Annotated in this window: 15 protein-coding genes; 10 read left to right on the forward strand and 5 right to left on the reverse strand. The window is 68.8% G+C overall.

Translation table 11 applies throughout. The features are described 5' to 3' along the window. The 4 genes from ACLBYE_RS10865 to ACLBYE_RS10880 form a co-directional block, all read right to left on the reverse strand. Positions 1-359 (reverse strand): DUF6894 family protein (locus ACLBYE_RS10865; protein WP_447694191.1); only part of this gene is annotated, 359 nt, incomplete at its 3' end. A 47-nt stretch (positions 360-406) separates the two neighbouring features. Beyond that, positions 407-640 carry a hypothetical protein gene (locus tag ACLBYE_RS10870; RefSeq protein ID WP_042669484.1) on the reverse strand — a complete coding sequence of 78 codons (234 nt, stop codon included), beginning with the start codon at positions 638-640 and terminating at the stop codon, positions 407-409. 146 nt (positions 641-786) lie between these two features. After that, a complete protein-coding gene (locus ACLBYE_RS10875) occupies positions 787-1,704 on the reverse strand; it encodes a response regulator transcription factor (protein WP_447694192.1) in 918 nt (305 codons plus the stop codon). Then, positions 1,697-5,071 carry a hybrid sensor histidine kinase/response regulator gene (locus ACLBYE_RS10880; protein WP_447694193.1) on the reverse strand — a complete coding sequence of 1,125 codons (3,375 nt, stop codon included), beginning with the start codon at positions 5,069-5,071 and terminating at the stop codon, positions 1,697-1,699. Before ACLBYE_RS10880 ends, ACLBYE_RS10875 begins: the two co-directional genes overlap by 8 nt. Before the next feature lie 283 nt (positions 5,072-5,354). On the opposite strand from ACLBYE_RS10880, the gene urtA reads away from it, so the two are divergent. From urtA to ACLBYE_RS10930, 10 genes are all read left to right on the forward strand, one after another. After that, on the forward strand, positions 5,355-6,623 hold the full coding sequence (gene urtA / locus ACLBYE_RS10885; RefSeq protein ID WP_447694194.1) for an urea ABC transporter substrate-binding protein: 1,269 nt from the start codon (positions 5,355-5,357) through the stop codon (positions 6,621-6,623). Between the two features lie 187 nt (positions 6,624-6,810). After that, complete coding sequence (gene urtB / locus ACLBYE_RS10890) at positions 6,811-7,737, forward strand: urea ABC transporter permease subunit UrtB (protein ID WP_012322399.1); 927 nt, start codon at positions 6,811-6,813, stop codon at positions 7,735-7,737. Positions 7,738-7,749: 12 nt separating this feature from the next. Further along, positions 7,750-8,922, forward strand: a complete 1,173-nt coding sequence (urtC, locus tag ACLBYE_RS10895) for an urea ABC transporter permease subunit UrtC (RefSeq protein ID WP_447694195.1) — start codon at positions 7,750-7,752, stop codon at positions 8,920-8,922. Between the two features lie 7 nt (positions 8,923-8,929). After that, positions 8,930-9,715 (forward strand): urea ABC transporter ATP-binding protein UrtD, encoded by a 786-nt coding sequence (urtD, locus tag ACLBYE_RS10900; protein WP_447694196.1) that lies wholly within the window; start codon positions 8,930-8,932, stop codon positions 9,713-9,715. Between the two features lie 2 nt (positions 9,716-9,717). Then, positions 9,718-10,482: an urea ABC transporter ATP-binding subunit UrtE gene (gene urtE, locus ACLBYE_RS10905; protein WP_447694197.1), complete on the forward strand. Its 765-nt coding sequence runs from the start codon at positions 9,718-9,720 to the stop codon at positions 10,480-10,482. Positions 10,483-10,491: 9 nt separating this feature from the next. Next, positions 10,492-11,511 carry an alpha/beta fold hydrolase gene (locus tag ACLBYE_RS10910; protein ID WP_447694198.1) on the forward strand — a complete coding sequence of 340 codons (1,020 nt, stop codon included), beginning with the start codon at positions 10,492-10,494 and terminating at the stop codon, positions 11,509-11,511. 63 nt (positions 11,512-11,574) lie between these two features. Beyond that, positions 11,575-12,804, forward strand: coding sequence for a formamidase (fmdA, locus tag ACLBYE_RS10915; protein WP_012322394.1), 1,230 nt, complete (start codon positions 11,575-11,577; stop codon positions 12,802-12,804). 103 nt (positions 12,805-12,907) lie between these two features. Next, complete coding sequence (locus ACLBYE_RS10920; RefSeq protein ID WP_447694199.1) at positions 12,908-13,222, forward strand: FmdB family zinc ribbon protein; 315 nt, start codon at positions 12,908-12,910, stop codon at positions 13,220-13,222. Positions 13,223-13,268: 46 nt separating this feature from the next. Further along, on the forward strand, positions 13,269-14,324 hold the full coding sequence (locus tag ACLBYE_RS10925) for an aliphatic amidase (RefSeq protein WP_447694200.1): 1,056 nt from the start codon (positions 13,269-13,271) through the stop codon (positions 14,322-14,324). Between the two features lie 59 nt (positions 14,325-14,383). Then, a complete protein-coding gene (locus ACLBYE_RS10930; protein ID WP_447694201.1) occupies positions 14,384-14,977 on the forward strand; it encodes a ClpP family protease in 594 nt (197 codons plus the stop codon). 89 nt (positions 14,978-15,066) lie between these two features. On the opposite strand, the gene ACLBYE_RS10935 is transcribed toward ACLBYE_RS10930, so the two are convergent. Then, complete coding sequence (locus ACLBYE_RS10935; protein ID WP_447694202.1) at positions 15,067-15,915, reverse strand: oxidoreductase; 849 nt, start codon at positions 15,913-15,915, stop codon at positions 15,067-15,069.

The raw sequence follows: 15,915 nt of genomic DNA on the forward strand, positions 1-15,915 counted from the left end.
GGCTGCGCGCGCATGCCCAGCGCGCCGGCGAGGCGCCGGACCGGGCCGAGGGCGGCCGTCAGTCCCCGCGGCGCGGCCCCGCGGGGCGCGCGCGGCCGGCGCCGGTCGGCGTCGGGCACCGGCTCGACCGGCAGGTACAGCGTGTCGAAGAAGGACATCTCGAGCAGCACGGCACCGTCGTCGCCGGTGATCACCATCGCGGCCTCCATGAGGCGCGGGTCGCCGCCGTGCTGACGCATCAGCCCCTGCACGATCGTGCGCGCGGTCGACCGGGCGGCCTCGACATCCTCGACCCACTGGGCCGCCGAGGCCGGTAGCGAGGCGTTGCCGAGGCGGATGGTGAAGTGCGCGCGGACCATGGAGCGCTCCTGGGAGGGGACCGGCGGGGCGCCGCCGGCAACGGGTGTCAGGCGGCCTGGGCGTCGTCGACCGCTTCGGCGACGCTCGCGCCGTCGGCCTCGGATCTCTCGGCCGCGGATTTCGGATCGAAGGCGTCCGCGAGCAGGCCGAGGCGCCGCGCCATGTCCCGCACCTCGTTGAGGGCGATCGACTTCTGGCCTTCCTTCACCGCCCGCGTGATGTCGCTGACCTGGGTGGTGGCGATCCGCTTCAGTTCGTCGGCGAGCTGCTGGCTGGTCATCATCGCATCCGGACTCGGCTTGTCGGGCTGAGGCGGGACCGTGGGGCGGCGGGGCTTACCAAGGCGTTTCGCCGGGGATCGACGCCTGTGGACAAGCTTGGGGATCCGCGGCCGGCGCAACCCTGCCGACCGGCCTCTGCGCGGGCTCAATCCTGCAGGTGCCGCGCCGCGATGATCGAGGCGGCCGTGCGGTTCTCCACGCCGAGCTTCGCGTAGATGCTCTCGAGGTGCTTCGTCACGGTCCGGTGGCTGAGCCCGAGGATCTCGCCGATGTCGCGGCTCGACTTGCCCCGGGACAGCCAGAGGAGGACCTCGGCCTCGCGCCCGGTGACCGGCAGGCGCACCCGCAGCCGCTCGACCCCCGCCGACAGCGCGTCGCGCGACAGGCGGAGCAGGATCTCGTCCGGGGTGCGGCCGATGAAGCTCAGGGCGTAGGCGACGCCGTCGCGATCGGTCAGCGCGAGGGGCTGGGCGGCGCCGGCGAGGCACGAGCGCAGCCACTCGCGGGCGCCGGCGGGCAGCGCGGGGGCGCCGGCGGGCACCGCGCCGAGCCCGGCGAGCAGGCGCCCGGCCTGCGGGGTCGACCACAGGATCGTGCCGTCCTCGGCGACCGCGAACAGGGTCCGCCCGGCCGTGTCGAGGGCGGTCCGGGCGCTCTGCGCGGCGCGGGCGCTCGCGAGATGCACGCGGATCCGGGCCAGGATCTCGTCGGGGGCGATGGGCTTCGTGACGTAGTCGATCCCGCCGGCGGAGAGCCCCTTCACGATGTGCTCGGTCTCGCTCAGCCCGGTCATGAAGATCACCGGCACGCCGGCGAGATGCGGCTTGGCCTTGAGCCGGCGGCAGGTCTCGAACCCGTCGAGGCCCGGCATCACCGCGTCGAGGAGGATCACGTCCGGCGTGATCTCGTCCACTAGGCTCAGGGCGAGATCGCCGCCGACCGCGACCAGCACGGTGGCGCCGGACCGCTCGATCGCCTCGGTAAGGAAGCTCAGCGTGTCGGGCGAATCGTCGATCACCAGGACGATGTCCCGGTGCGGCTGGACCTTCGACGCCTCAGTCATGGCGGGCGAGTTCCTGCAGGACCGCGAGGTAGCGGCGAAGGTCGTAGCCCTCGACGAGCCCGCGCATCCGGGCGACGAAAGCGGGCGGCACGGTCGCGTCCTCCTCCATCTGGGTCAGCTTGGCTTCGATGGCGCGGATATGCCCAATCCGGCCGAGGCGCAGGAGCTCGCCGACATGCTCGGGCCCCGGCCCCGGGATGTCCGCCGTGGCCGCGGCCGCCCCGAACCGCGCCGGCGCGGCACCCTCGGTCCATTCGAGGTGCAGGAGCTTGCCGATCCGCTCCATCACGTCGCGCAGGTCGAAGGGCTTGGCGAAGATCGCGTCGTGCGGGGCGTCGTCGCCCCGAATCGGGCTGATCTCGTGGACGTTGGCGGACATCATGGCGATCGGGCCGGTATGCCCGGCCTGCCGCAGGGCCGCCGCCGCCGCCCAGCCGCTCATCCCGGGCATCGCGATGTCGAGGAGGACGAGGTCGACGCCGCCCTGCGCGACCGTCGCGAGGCACTCGGTCCCCGACCCGGCCTCCCGCACGGAGATGCCCTGCGGCTCCAGGATCGCCCGCATCAGCGCGCGGTGGGCGCTGTCGTCGTCGGCGACCAAGACGGTCCGGCGCGCACCCGCGTAGGCCCGCTCCGGCGGTGCGACCGGCGCGGCCGGTGCGATCGGCGCGGGCTGGGCCACGGAGGCCAGCATCAGGCGCAGCCGGGCCTGCGTGCCGCCGCCGGGGGCGGCGGTCACGGTGATCTCGCCGCCCAGCAGCTGCGCCAGCAGGTTGGCGATGGTGAGCCCGAGTCCGGTCCCCGGCGTGCTGCGGGCGGCCGGCGTCGAGCCGCGCTCGAACGGCTCGAAGACCCGCGCGAGGTCCGCCTCCGGGATGCCCGGCCCGGTGTCGCGGATCGTGAACACCGCGATCTGGCTCCGGTAGCTCAGGTCCAGCGAGACGGTGCCGGCTTCCGTGAACTTGATGGCGTTCGACAGGAGGTTGAGCAGCACCTGCCGCAGGCGCTTCTCGTCAGTGGCGACGACCGCCGGCAGGATCTCGGGCCGCGCGAAGCGGAATTCGAGCCCGGCCTCCCGCGCCTGGAGGCGGACCATGTCGACCAGTTGGTCGAGGAAGTCGGTCAGCCGGACCTCGTCGCGGTGGATCTGGAGGCGCCCGGCCTCCATGCGCGAGATGTCGAGGAGGCCGTCGATCAGGCCCGACAAGTGCTGGGCGCTTCGGCGGATCACCCGCAGGCCGTTGACGCGGTGGGCCGGGATCGCCGGGTCGGATTCGAGGAGCTGGGCGTAGCCGAGCACCGTGGAGAGCGGCGTGCGCAGCTCGTGGCTGATCCCGACCACGTAGCGGCTCTTGGCCTGGTTGGCGGCCTCGGCCCGCTCCTTGGCCTCCTGGAGCTTGGCGTCGGTGACCTTATGGGCGGCGATCTCGGCCTGGTAGAGCGCGGTCTGGCGCATCGTCTCGGCCTGGGCGACGCGCCGGCTCTCCTGGGCGAGCACGAACAGCCACGCCACGACGCCGAGGATCACCACCAGGGTGAAGAACACGCTGGTCAGCGCCGTGCGCAGGAACTCGCGATTCTCCGGGTGGGCGATCGTCGCGCCCGCGTGCACGATGCCGAGGATCAGACCGATCACCGCGCAGAGCGTCAGCATCACCGCGAGGTAGCGGCCCAGCGGCGCGCCGATCCAGGCGGCGGTGCGGCCCGGCAGGATCCGCGCGACGGCAGCCTGCGCCTGCACCTCCAGGCGCCCGTGGGGCTTGCACAGGTCGCTGCAGCGGGCGTCGAGCGAGCAGCAGAGGGAGCAGATCGGCGCGTCGTAGGCCGGGCAATGGGCCATGTCCTCGCCCTCGAAGGGCAGCTCGCAGACCCGGCAGACCACCTCGGCCGCGCCCCAATCCCGCTTCGGCGTCCGGGCGAGGTACCAGCGTCCGGCGGTGACCCAAGCGATCGCCGGGGCGGCGCAGAACGCGATGGCGAGGGTGAGAAGCGGCGCGAAAGGCTGCAGGGTCGCGCCGAGCCAGCCGACATAGGCCGCGCCCCCGGCCGCGAGGGATAGCGCCATGGCGCCGGTCCCCACGGGGTTCACCGCGTAGAGATGGGCGCGCTTGAACTCGATGCCCGAGGGCGAGAGGCCGAGCGGCTTGTTGACCGCGAGGTCGGCGGCCAGCGCCCCGACCCAGGCCGAGACCACGGAGGCGTAGAGCGGCAGCGTGCTCTCGATGGTCTTGTCGATGCCGAGCTCCATCAGGAGCACCGCGATGGCGACGTTGAACACGAGCCAGACCACCCGCCCCGGATGGCTGTGCGTCAGGCGGGAGAAGAAGTTCGACCACGCGATCGAGCCGGCATAGGCGTTGGTCAGGTTGATCTTGAGCTGCGACACGAGGACGAACAGCCCGGTGAGCAGCAGCGCCGCCCGGCTCCCCTCCCCCGTCAGGTAGCCGAAGGCCACCGCGTACATGCGGGTCGGCTCGGCGGCGTGCTCGGCCGGGACGCCGTGGCCCAGCGCCAGCACCGCCAGCGCGGCGCCGAGCAGGATCTTCAGCATCCCGGGCAGGATCCAGCCGGCGCCGCCCGACAGGACGGCGAGCCACCAGCGGCGGTCGCGCGGGCCCCGCGGCTCCGGCACGAAGCGCAGGAAGTCGACCTGCTCGCCGACCTGGGCGAGCAGCGCCAGCAGGACGCCGGTGGCGAGGCCGAAGCGCGCGAGATCGAAGCCGCTCCCGCCGCCGTCGAGGCCCGGATAGCCGGCGAGCGCCCGCAGCGGCCCCGCGCCCTGCGCCGCCACGAAGATCAGCGGCAGCAGGCTCAACCCGATCCAGATCGGCTGCGTCCAGATCTGGAACCGGCTGATCAGCCGGATCCCGTAGACGACGAGGGGAATCACCGCCCCGGCGCAGAGCAGGTAGCCGACGCCGAGCGGCAGCCCGAAGCAGAGCTGCAGCGCCAGAGCCATGATCGCCGCCTCGATGGCGAAGAACAGGAAGGTGAAGCTCGCGTAGATCAGCGAGGTGACGGTCGAGCCGAGATAGCCGAAGCCGGCGCCCCGGGTGAGCAGGTCCATGTCGACGCCGTAGCGGGCGGCGTAGACCGTGATCGGCGCCGCCGTGGCGAAAATGATCAGGCCGACGACCAGCACGGCCGCCACCGTGTTGGGAAATCCCGCTGTGAGCGCCAGCGTCCCGCCGATCGCCTCCAGCGCGAGGAACGAGATCGAGCCGAGGGCCGTCTGCGCCACCTCGAGGCTCGACCAGCGCCGCGCCTTCTTGGCGGTGAAGCGGAGGGCGTAATCCTCCAGCGTCTCGTCGGCGACGAAGCGGTTGTAGTCCCGGCGGATGGGGATGATGCGCTGCGGACCGCTCATCGGGCCCCGGCCGGGGCGATCCGGCCGCCACGCCCGGGCTGCGTCGCGCACGGGCGGCCGCGCGACGCGCGCGCGCGCGAAAGACCGGGCACCGGAGCGGTGCTCCCACTATTCGCGCTCTCAGCCACCCCGACCTCAAAGTATTCCGCCGCGATGGTGCGGCGCATGCAAGACCACGGCCATACGCAAAATCGCGTATAGGCCGCACCGCAACCCAGGACCTAGCCTGCGCTCGTCGATCCGGGCTGCCTCTCAAGGCCCGGACGCGAACAGGGTCAGGCACATGGCAGACGACACCGAGACCGGCGCCGATCACGGCTTGCGCTCCCCGCTGCGGCGCAGGCTGCTGATGGGATTGGCCGGCGCCCCGGCGCTGGCGCTGTTGCCGCGCACCGCCTGGGCGGCGCCGCCGAACTCGGCGGTCAACACCACGGGCCTCGCGGTGACCGACAGCGAGGTGACGGTCGGCATCCTGCACTCGGTCACCGGCACGATGGCGATCTCGGAGACGGGCGCGCAGGAAGCGGAGAAGCTCGCGATCCAGCAGATCAACGACGCCGGCGGCGTGCTCGGCCGCAAGATCAAGATCATCCAGGAGGACGGCGCCTCCGACTGGCCGACCTTCGCCGAGAAGGCCAAGAAGCTCCTCGTCAACGACCATTGCGCCGCCGTGATGGGCTGCTGGACCTCGGCCTCGCGCAAGGCAGTGCTGCCGGTCTTCGAGCAGTACAACGGCCTGCTGTACTACCCGACCTTCTACGAGGGCCTGGAGCAGTCCAAGAACGTCTTCTACACCGGCCAGGAGGCCACGCAGCAGATCCTCGCCGGCCTCGACTGGGTCCACAAGGAGAAGGGCGGCGACAGCTTCTACTTCATCGGCTCCGACTACATCTGGCCGCGCACCTCCAACAAGATCGCCCGCAAGCACGTGGAGAACGTGCTCAAGGGCAAGGTCGTCGGCGAGGAGTACTTCCCGCTCGGGCACACGCAATTCAACTCGGTCATCAACAAGATCAAGCTGACCAAGCCGAAGGTGATCTTCGCCGACGTGGTCGGCGGCTCGAACGTGGCGTTCTACAAGCAGCTCAAGGCGGCGGGCATCGACCTGTCGAAGCAGGTGCTGATGACGATCTCGGTGACCGAGGACGAGATCGACGGCATCGGCGGCGAGAACATCGCCGGGGCCTACGCCTGCATGAAGTACTTCGAGTCGATCCAGAACGAGAACAACAAGGCGTTCGTGGCCGCGTTCAAGAAGATGTGGGGCGAGAAGACGGTCATCGGCGACGTGACCCAGGCGGCCTATCTCGGCCCGTTCCTGTGGAAGATGGCCTGCGAGAAGGCCGGCTCGTTCGACGTCGACAAGGTCGTGGCGGCCTCGCCCGGGATCGAGTTCAAGGGCGCGCCGGAAGGCTACGTGAAGATCGACGAGAACCACCACCTCTGGTCGAAGACGCGAGTCGGCCGGGCCAAGCCCGACGGCCAATTCGAGATCGTCTACACCAGTCCCGAGCTGATCAAGCCGGATCCGTTCCCCAAGGGGTACCAGTAATCCGTTGTCCGGAGGGGTGAAATCACCCCTCCCCGTCATCGCGAGCGAAGCGAAGCGACCCAGGGCAGCGGGACTTACCGAGACGTCGCGCGTCCCTGGCTCGCTTCGCTCCGCTCGCGAAGACGGCCCGGCCCGAAGGCCGTGACGAGCCGGCACCAATCGAACTCGCTTTGCGGAAGACCAAGACATGCTCGGCGACTACTCCCTCGGCGACCTCGGCGCGATCTTCGCCATGCAGGGCTTCGCCGGCCTGATCCTGTTCTCCGTCTACCTGCTGATGGCGCTTGGGCTCGCGATCATCTTCGGCCAGATGGGCGTGATCAACATGGCCCACGGGGAGTTCATGATCCTCGGCGCCTACGTCACCTATCTCTGCTCGACCTTCTTCCAGACCTACCTGCCGGCGCTCTTCCCGATCTACTTCTTCATCGCGATGGGATTGGCGTTCCTCGCCTCCGGCGCTCTGGGCATGCTGGTGGAATGGGGCCTGATCCGGTTCCTCTATAAGCGCCCGCTCGACACCTTGCTCGCCACCTGGGGCCTGTCGCTGATCCTCCAGCAGGCCTACCGGTCGATCTTCGGCGCCCGCGAGGTCGGCGTCGAATTGCCGTCCTGGCTGATCGGCTCGGTGCAGGTCACCGACACGATCGAGATCCCGATCAACGGCCTGTTCGTCATGGCCGTCACCATCCTGATCACGGTCAGCGTCGCGCTGCTGATCTTCCGCTCGCGCTTCGGCCAGCAGGTCCGCGCCGTGATGTCGAACCGCGCCATGGCGGGGGCAGTCGGCATCGATACCGAGAAGGTCGATCGCTACACGTTCGGCCTCGGCTGCGGCATCGCGGGCATCGCCGGCTCCGCCTTCACGATGATCGGCTCGACCGGGCCGACCTCGGGCCAGCTCTACATCGTCGACACCTTCCTGATCGTCGTGTTCGGCGGCGCCGCGAGCCTGCTCGGCACCATCGCGTCGGCCTTCTCGATCTCCCAGACGCAGTCGACCCTGGAGTTCTTCCTCTCCGGCTCGATGGCCAAGGTCATCACCCTGCTCGCGGTGGTCGGCATCCTGATGCTGAGGCCGCAGGGCCTCTTCACCCTCAAGGTCCGGCGCTGAGGATTTTCGACCATGACGAACCCGGTCCAGACCCTCACCAAATCCGTCTCCGTCAACGACAACCCGTTCATGAAGCCGGTGGAGTGGCTGAGCCTCTTCCTCCTGGCCGGGGTGATCCTGGTCGTCCTGCCGCTGGTGCTCGACAGCTTCCGCCTCAACCTCGTCGGCAAGTACCTCACCTACGCGTTCGTCGCCCTCGGACTGGTGATCTGCTGGGGCTACGCGGGCATCCTCTCCCTCGGCCAGGGCGTCTTTTTCGGATTGGGCGGCTACTGCATGGCGATGTACTTGAAGCTGGAAGCTTCGAGCATCGAGAATACGAAGATCCAGTCCACGCCCGGCATCCCGGACTTCATGGACTGGAACCAGATCACCGCGCTCCCCTGGTTCTGGCAGCCGTTCAAGAGCCTGCCGCTGACACTGATCCTGGCGGTGGCCGTCCCGGTCCTGTTCGCGATGCTGATCTCCTTCGCGATGTTCAAGCGCCGGGTCGGCGGCACCTACTTCGCCATCATCACCCAGGCGATCGCCGCGATCCTGACAATCCTGATCGTCGGCCAGCAGGGCTACACCGGCGGCATCAACGGCATCACCGACCTGCGCACCCTCCACGGCTGGGACATCCGCACCGACTCGGCGAAGTTCATCCTGTACTTCGTCAACGGCGGCCTGCTGATCGCCTGCATCCTGGCGGCGCAGTACGTGAAGAAGTCGAAGCTCGGTCGCATCCTCGTCGCCATGCGCGACAAGGAGGACCGGGTCCGGTTCTCCGGCTACTCGGTGGCGGGCTTCAAGGTCTTCGCCTTCTGCTTCGCCGCCGGACTGGCGGCGATCGGCGGCGCGATGTTCACCCTGCAGGTCGGGTTCATGTCGCCCTCCTTCGTGGGCATCGTCCCCTCGATCGAGATGGTGATCTACGCCGCGGTCGGCGGGCGCCTGTCGCTGTTCGGCGCCGTCTGGGGCACGCTGCTCGTCAACTGGGCCAAGACCAGCTTCTCGGAGAGCTTCCCCGACCTCTGGCTGTTCGGCCTCGGCGCCCTGTTCATCGCGGTGGTGCTGGCCTTCCCCAACGGTCTCGCGGGCATCTGGCGCGAGCACATCGAGCCCCGCCTCACCCGCCGCGCCAAGAGCCTGCAGGCGCCCGCGCCCGCCATCGCCCCGCCCCACGGCGCCCCGGCCGAGTGAGCATGCCATGAACGCCGCGATCCTCTCCTCCCCCGTGGTCGGCGCCGAGTCCGCCCCGCCCGATTACCTCCTCGCCGTCGAGGCGCTCACGGTCTCGTTCGACGGGTTCACGGCGGTGAACGACGTGTCGTTCTACGTCGATCCGGACGAGATCCGGGTGATCATCGGCCCGAACGGCGCCGGCAAGACCACGGTCCTCGACCTGATCTGCGGGCGTACCAAGGCCAGCGCCGGCTCGATCAAGTACAAGGGCCAGGAGCTGACCAAGCTCTCCGAGAGCGCGATCGTGCAGGCCGGCGTCGGCCGCAAGTTCCAGACGCCGTCGATCTACGACGACCTGACGGTGTTCGAGAACCTGGAGATCTCGTTCCCCCGCGGCCGTTCGGTGTTCGGCGCCCTCACGTTCAAGCGGGACGCGGAGGTCCGCGACCGCATCCACGCCATCGCCGAGACGATCTTCCTGAAGGACCAGCTCAGGGAGCGGGCCGAGTTCCTGAGCCACGGCCAGAAGCAGTGGCTGGAGATCGGCATGCTGCTGATCCAGGACCCGGAGCTGCTGATGCTCGACGAGCCGGTGGCCGGAATGAGCGTCGGCGAGCGGATCAAGACCGCCGAACTGCTCAACCAGATCATCAAGGGCCGCTCGGTGCTGGTGATCGAGCACGACATGAAGTTCGTCGAGGACATCGCCCACCGGGTGACCGTCCTGCACCAGGGCAAGGTGCTCTCCGAAGGTTCGATGGAGCGGGTCAAGAACGACCCGAAGGTCATCGAAGTGTACCTGGGACATTGACGATGGCGTCGCTCCAGACTGCGCACATCCCCGGCGTCCAGGCGCCCCCGCTGACCGCGGCCCCGTCCGCGACGCCGGCCCTTGGCGTCGACGACCTGCACGCCGCCTACGGACAGAGCGAGGTCCTGCACGGGCTGACCTTCTCGGTGGCCCCCGGCGAGATCGTCGCCGTGATGGGCCGCAACGGCATGGGCAAGACCACGCTCATGAAGACCCTGATGGGCCTCGTGCCCGTCAAGGCCGGGTCGATCCAGGTCGAGGGTGCTGATGTCGCCGGCCTCAAGAGCCACGCCCGGGTCGCCAAGGGCCTCGCCTACGTTCCGCAGGGACGGATGATCTTCTCGACCATGACGGTCCAGGAGAACATCGAGACCGGCCTGACGGTCACGGGCGCCCGCAAGGTCCCGCAGGACCTCTACGACATGTTCCCGGTGCTCCTGGAGATGAAGGGCAGGCGCGGCGGCAACCTCTCGGGCGGGCAGCAGCAGCAGCTCGCCATCGCCCGGGCCCTGGCGAGCCGGCCGACGGTCCTGCTCCTCGACGAGCCGACCGAGGGCATCCAGCCCTCGATCATCCGCGAGATGGGCCGGACACTGAAGGCGATCCGCGACGCGCGCGGCCTCTCCATCGTCGTGTCCGAGCAGGTCCTGAGCTTCGCCCTCGACGTCGCCGACCGGGTGATCGTGCTGGAGAACGGCGCCATCGTCCACGAAGCCCCGCGCGACGGGATCGACGAGGCGGCGGTGGCCCGGTTCCTGTCGGTCTAGGAGCACAGCATGGCCGATCACGAGATCTTCGAACTCGGCGACTTCGTGCTCCAGTGCGGCATGACGCTGCGCGCGGCCAAGCTCGCCTTCAAGACGTTCGGGACTTTGAGCCCAGCCAAGGACAACGCCATCGTCTATCCGACGTGGTACTCGGGCCAGCACACAGAGAATGAGTGGCTGATCGGCCCCGGCAAGGCGCTCGACCCGGCCAAGTACTTCATCATCATCCCGAACATGTTCGGCAACGGGCTGTCGTCCTCGCCGAGCAACACGCCCGCGCCCTGGAACGGGCCGCGCTTCCCCAACGTCACAGCCTACGACAACGTCCGCGCCCAGCACCGCCTCGTCACCGAGCATTTCGGCATCGAGAAGCTGGTCCTGGTCACCGGCTGGTCGATGGGGGCGCTCCAGACCTACCACTGGGCGTCGATGTACCCCGACATGGTGCCGAGGATCCTGCCGTTTCAGGGCTCGGCCAAGTGCTCCCGGCACAATTACGTCTTCCTGGAGGGCGCCAAGGCGGCGCTGCAGGCCGACGCCGCCTGGGCCGAGGGCTGGTACACGAGCCCGCCGACGCGGGGCCTGCGCGCCTTCGGCCGGGTCTACGCCGGCTGGGGCCTGTCGCAGACCTTCTACCGGCTCGAGGCCGACATCACCCACATGGGCTACGCCTCGCTGGAGGATTTCCTGATCGGGTTCTGGGAAGGCCTGTTCTACGAGCGCGACGCCAACAACCTGCTCGCCATGCTGTGGACGTGGCAGCACGGCGACATTAGCGCCAACGACACCTTCAAGGGCGACTTCAAGGCCGCGCTCGGCGCCATCCGCGCCAAGGCGATCCTGATGCCCGCCTCGACCGACCTGTATTTCCCGCCCGAGGACAACGCCATCGAGGCGGCCGCCATGCCGAACGCGGAGCTGCGCGTGATCGACACGTGGTGGGGCCACTTCGCGGGCGGGCCCGGCACCAGCCCGGATGACATCAAGGTCCTCGACGACGCGCTGAAAGAGCTGCTCGCGAGCGGGTGAGAGACGCGCAACGGCGCGCGGACGGGGCCTGCCCCGGTTAAGTCAGGGAGCTGGAGACACGAGATGCCCGAGACGCTGATCAAGGTCGATCTCACGCAATCGGCCTACGACAACGACATGGTGCACAACCGCTGGCACCCCGACATCCCGATGGTGGCGTACGTGAAGCCGGGCGCGGACTTCATCGTCGAGACCTACGACTGGACCGGCGGCTTCATCAAGAACAACGATTCCGCCGACGACGTGCGCGACATCGACCTGTCGATCGTGCACTTCCTCTCGGGTCCGATCGGCGTCGAGGGCGCCGAGCCCGGCGACCTGCTGGTGGTCGACCTCCTCGACATCGGCGCCAAGCCCGAGAGCCAGTGGGGCTTCAACGGCTTCTTCTCAAAGAAGAACGGCGGCGGCTTCCTCACCGAGCACTTCCCGCAGGCCCAGAAATCGATCTGGGACTTCGAGGGGATGTTCACCAAGTCGCGCCACGTCCCGGGCGTGCGCTTCCCCGGCCTGATCCATCCCGGCCTGATCGGCTGCCTGCCCGATCCCAAGATGCTGGAGACTTGGAACACCCGCGAGAAGGCGCTCTACGACACCGACCCGGAGCGCGTGCCGGCGCTCGCCACCCTGCCCTTCGGGCCGACCGCCCATATGGGCCGCCTGAAGGGCGACGCGAAGGACGCGGCCGCCGCCACCGGCGCCCGCACGGTCCCGCCGCGCGAGCACGGCGGCAATTGCGACATCAAGGACCTGTCGCGCGGCTCGAAGATCTACTTCCCGGTCTACGTCCCCGGCGCCGGCCTCTCCATGGGCGACCTGCATTTCAGCCAGGGCGACGGCGAGATCACCTTCTGCGGCGCCATCGAGATGGCCGGCTGGGTGCATCTCAAGGTCGAGCTGATCAAGGACGGCATGGCCAAGTACGGGATCAAGAATCCGATCTTCAAGCCGTCGCCGATCACGCCGAAATACGACGATCACCTGATCTTCGAAGGCATCTCGGTCGACGAGAGCGGCGGCCAGCACTACCTCGACGTCCATATCGCCTACCGGCAGGCCTGCCTGAACGCGATCGAGTACCTGAAGAAGTTCGGCTACTCGGGCGCGCAGGCCTACTCGATCCTCGGCACGGCGCCGGTCCAGGGCCACATCTCGGGCGTCGTCGACATCCCGAACGCCTGCGCGACGCTCTGGATACCGACCAAGATCTTCGAGTTCGACATCAACCCGGGCGCCGACGGACCGACCAAGTTCCTCGACGGCTCGATCCAGATGCCGCTCTCGCCGGATCTGTAATTGATTGTTGGGCGCGTCCGGTCTGACCGGACGCGACCTGCTCCCTCTCCCGTCCGGGAGAGGGGACACGCGCTTGATCCGGCAGCCTTTCTGGAAGCACCCCATGCCCGTCTACGACTACGCCTGCGAGGCCTGCGGCCCCTTCACGGTGATGCGGCCGATGGCGGAGTTCCGCGAGCCGCATGCCTGCCCGGATTGCGGCGGCGCGAGCCCGCGCGCCTTCCTCACCGCGCCGCGCATCGCCGGCATGGATGCGGGCCTCAGGACTGCCCACGCCACCAACGAGCGCAGCCGCCACGCGCCCAGGCGCTCGGGCAGTCACGGGGCCGGCTGCGGCTGCTGCTCACCCAAGAAGGCCGCCGCCCCGGCCGCCGCCAAGAGCTTCCCGAAGGCGCGGCCCTGGATGATCAGCCACTGAGCCGCGCTCAACCGGGGGACGATCAAGGTCAGGAGGACATCACGCCATGATGCACGGAGACATCTCGTCCAGCCAGGACAGCGTCGGCGTCGCCGTCGTAAACTACAAGATGCCGCGCCTGCACACCCGCGCCGAGGTGCTGGAGAACGCCAAGGCGATCAGCAAGATGATCGTCGGCATGAAGACCGGCCTGCCCGGCCTCGACCTCGTGATCTTTCCCGAATACTCGACCCACGGCATCATGTACGACGCCGCCGAGATGTACGAGACCGCCTCGACGGTCCCGGGCGCGGAGACCGAGGTGTTCGCCGCCGCCTGCCGGGAAGCCAAGGTCTGGGGCGTGTTCTCGCTCACCGGCGAGCGCCACGAGGAGCACCCGCACAAGGCGCCTTACAACACCCTGATCCTGATGAACGACCGGGGCGAGATCGTCCAGAAGTACCGCAAGATCATGCCCTGGACCCCGATCGAGGGCTGGTACCCGGGCGACCGCACCTACGTGTCGGACGGGCCGAAGGGGCTGAAGATCAGCCTGATCATCTGCGACGACGGCAACTACCCGGAGATCTGGCGCGACTGCGCCATGCGGGGCGCCGAGCTGATCATCCGCTGCCAGGGCTACATGTACCCGGCGAAGGAGCAGCAGGTCGTCATCTCGAAGGCGATGGCCTTCGCCAACAACACCTACGTGGCGGTCGCCAACGCGGCCGGCTTCGACGGCGTCTACACCTATTTCGGCCACTCCGCGATCATCGGCTTCGACGGCCGCACGCTCGGCGAGTGCGGCGAGGAGGAGATGGGCATCCAGTACGCCGCCCTGTCGAAGTTCCTGATCCGGGATTTCCGCGCCCACGGCCAGTCGGAGAACCACCTCTTCAAGCTGCTGCACCGCGGCTACACGGGCATGATCAACTCGAAGGAGAACCGGCACGGGATGTCGGAATGCCCCTACGACTTCTACCGGCGCTGGATCGAGGATCCCGACGGGACCCGCGACGCCGTCCGGGCCATTACCCGTCAGAGCGTCGGCACGGAGGAATGCCCGATCGAGGGCATCCCCTTCGTGGGCAAGGGCCAGGGTGCGCCCGACCCGGCGCGCTGATCGCCGGGCCGGAGCCGCGGGAGGAGTGGGTCTGGGCCGCTCTATCGATGAGGAGGACCATGGACACGACTCCCCTCGGCCCCACCGCCTTCCGGGCCCCGGCCGTCCTGCTCTCGGGGCCGGTCGACTACGACATGTACAAGGACTTCCGCCGCCAGCTCGACGCGGCGGGGGACCGCGACCTCGTCGTCGTCGAGCTGACGACGCTCGGCGGCGACCCGGAGGTCGCCCGGATGATGGGCGAGGACATCCGCTTCAACAGCGCGATGGACCCGAACCGGCGGTTCGTCTTCCTCGGCAAGGCCGCGATCTACTCGGCCGGCACGACCTTCATGAGCTTCTTCGCCCGGCCCAACCGGTATCTGACCTGCGGGACGCGGCTGATGATCCACGAGCGCAAGATGAACAAGCAGCTCCAGGTCGAGGGACCGCTCACCACCTGCATCGCCTCCGTGAAGGCGACGCTCAACGAGATCCTGTGCTCGATCGAGATCCAGAACGAGGGGTTTGCCAACCTCGTCGCGGGCTCGGACGTCACCCTCGACGAGGTGCTCGAGAAGGCACCGTCGAACTGGTACCTCGAGGCCGAGGAGGCCAAGCGGCGCGGCCTGATCGAGGCGGTGATCAGAGCCGCGTCTTTGCGAACGCAGTGAAGCACCAGGGCAGCAGTACATCTGAGTATGTAGCGTTCCTGGATTGCTTCGCTCCGCTCGCAAAGACGGCATGGCGCCTGCCAAAACCCCTAAGCCTGCGGGTAATCGGCTCCGAGGCTGGTCTCGCGCCATGCCTCGATCTCGGCGAGACGCTGCTTCAGCCGGCTCGTGACTGCGTCGTAGCCCCAGGCGCCGAGGACGAGGTGGCGCGGCGGGTTGTCCATCTCGATCACCCGGATCATCGCCTCGCCGGCCCGCACCGGATCGCCCGCCTGGGTGCCGCTCTTCTCCGACGTGGCCTTGAGTCGCGCGCCGGCGGTCTCGGCGTAGTCGGGAATCGCGTTCGGCGTCTGGATCAGGGAGCGCCCGGCCCAGTCGGTGCGGAACGGGCCCGGCTCGATGCAGGTCACGCGGATCCCGAGCGGTGCCACCTCGGCGGCGAGGGAATCCGAGAACCCTTCGACGGCGTGCTTGGTGGCCGCGTAATAGCCCGAGGCCGGGAAGCCGACGAAGCCCGCCACCGAGGTGATGTTGAGGATGTGGCCGGAGCGCTGCGCCCGCATGACCGGCAGCACGGCGCGGGTCAGCGCGAACAGGCCGAAGACGTTGGCGTCGAACTGGGCGCGGATCTTTTCCTCCTCGCCCTCCTCAATGGCGGATTGGTAGCCGTAGCCGGCATTGTTCACGAGCACGTCGATCCGCCCGAACGTGTCCGCCGCGGCCCTGACGGATCGGGCGATCTGACCGGCCTCGGTCACGTCCAGGGACAGGGCCAGGACCCGGTCCTCGGCGCCCTCGGCCAGGTCGGCAACCTTGGCGCGGTCGCGGGCCGTCACAGCCGCCCGCCAGCCGCGCCCGATGACGAGCCGGGCGAGCTCCCGGCCGAAGCCGGTGGAGCAGCCGGTGATGAACCAGACCGGATTGCTGTTCTGCGTCAT

It is taken from the genome of Methylobacterium sp. A52T (assembly GCF_053346095.1).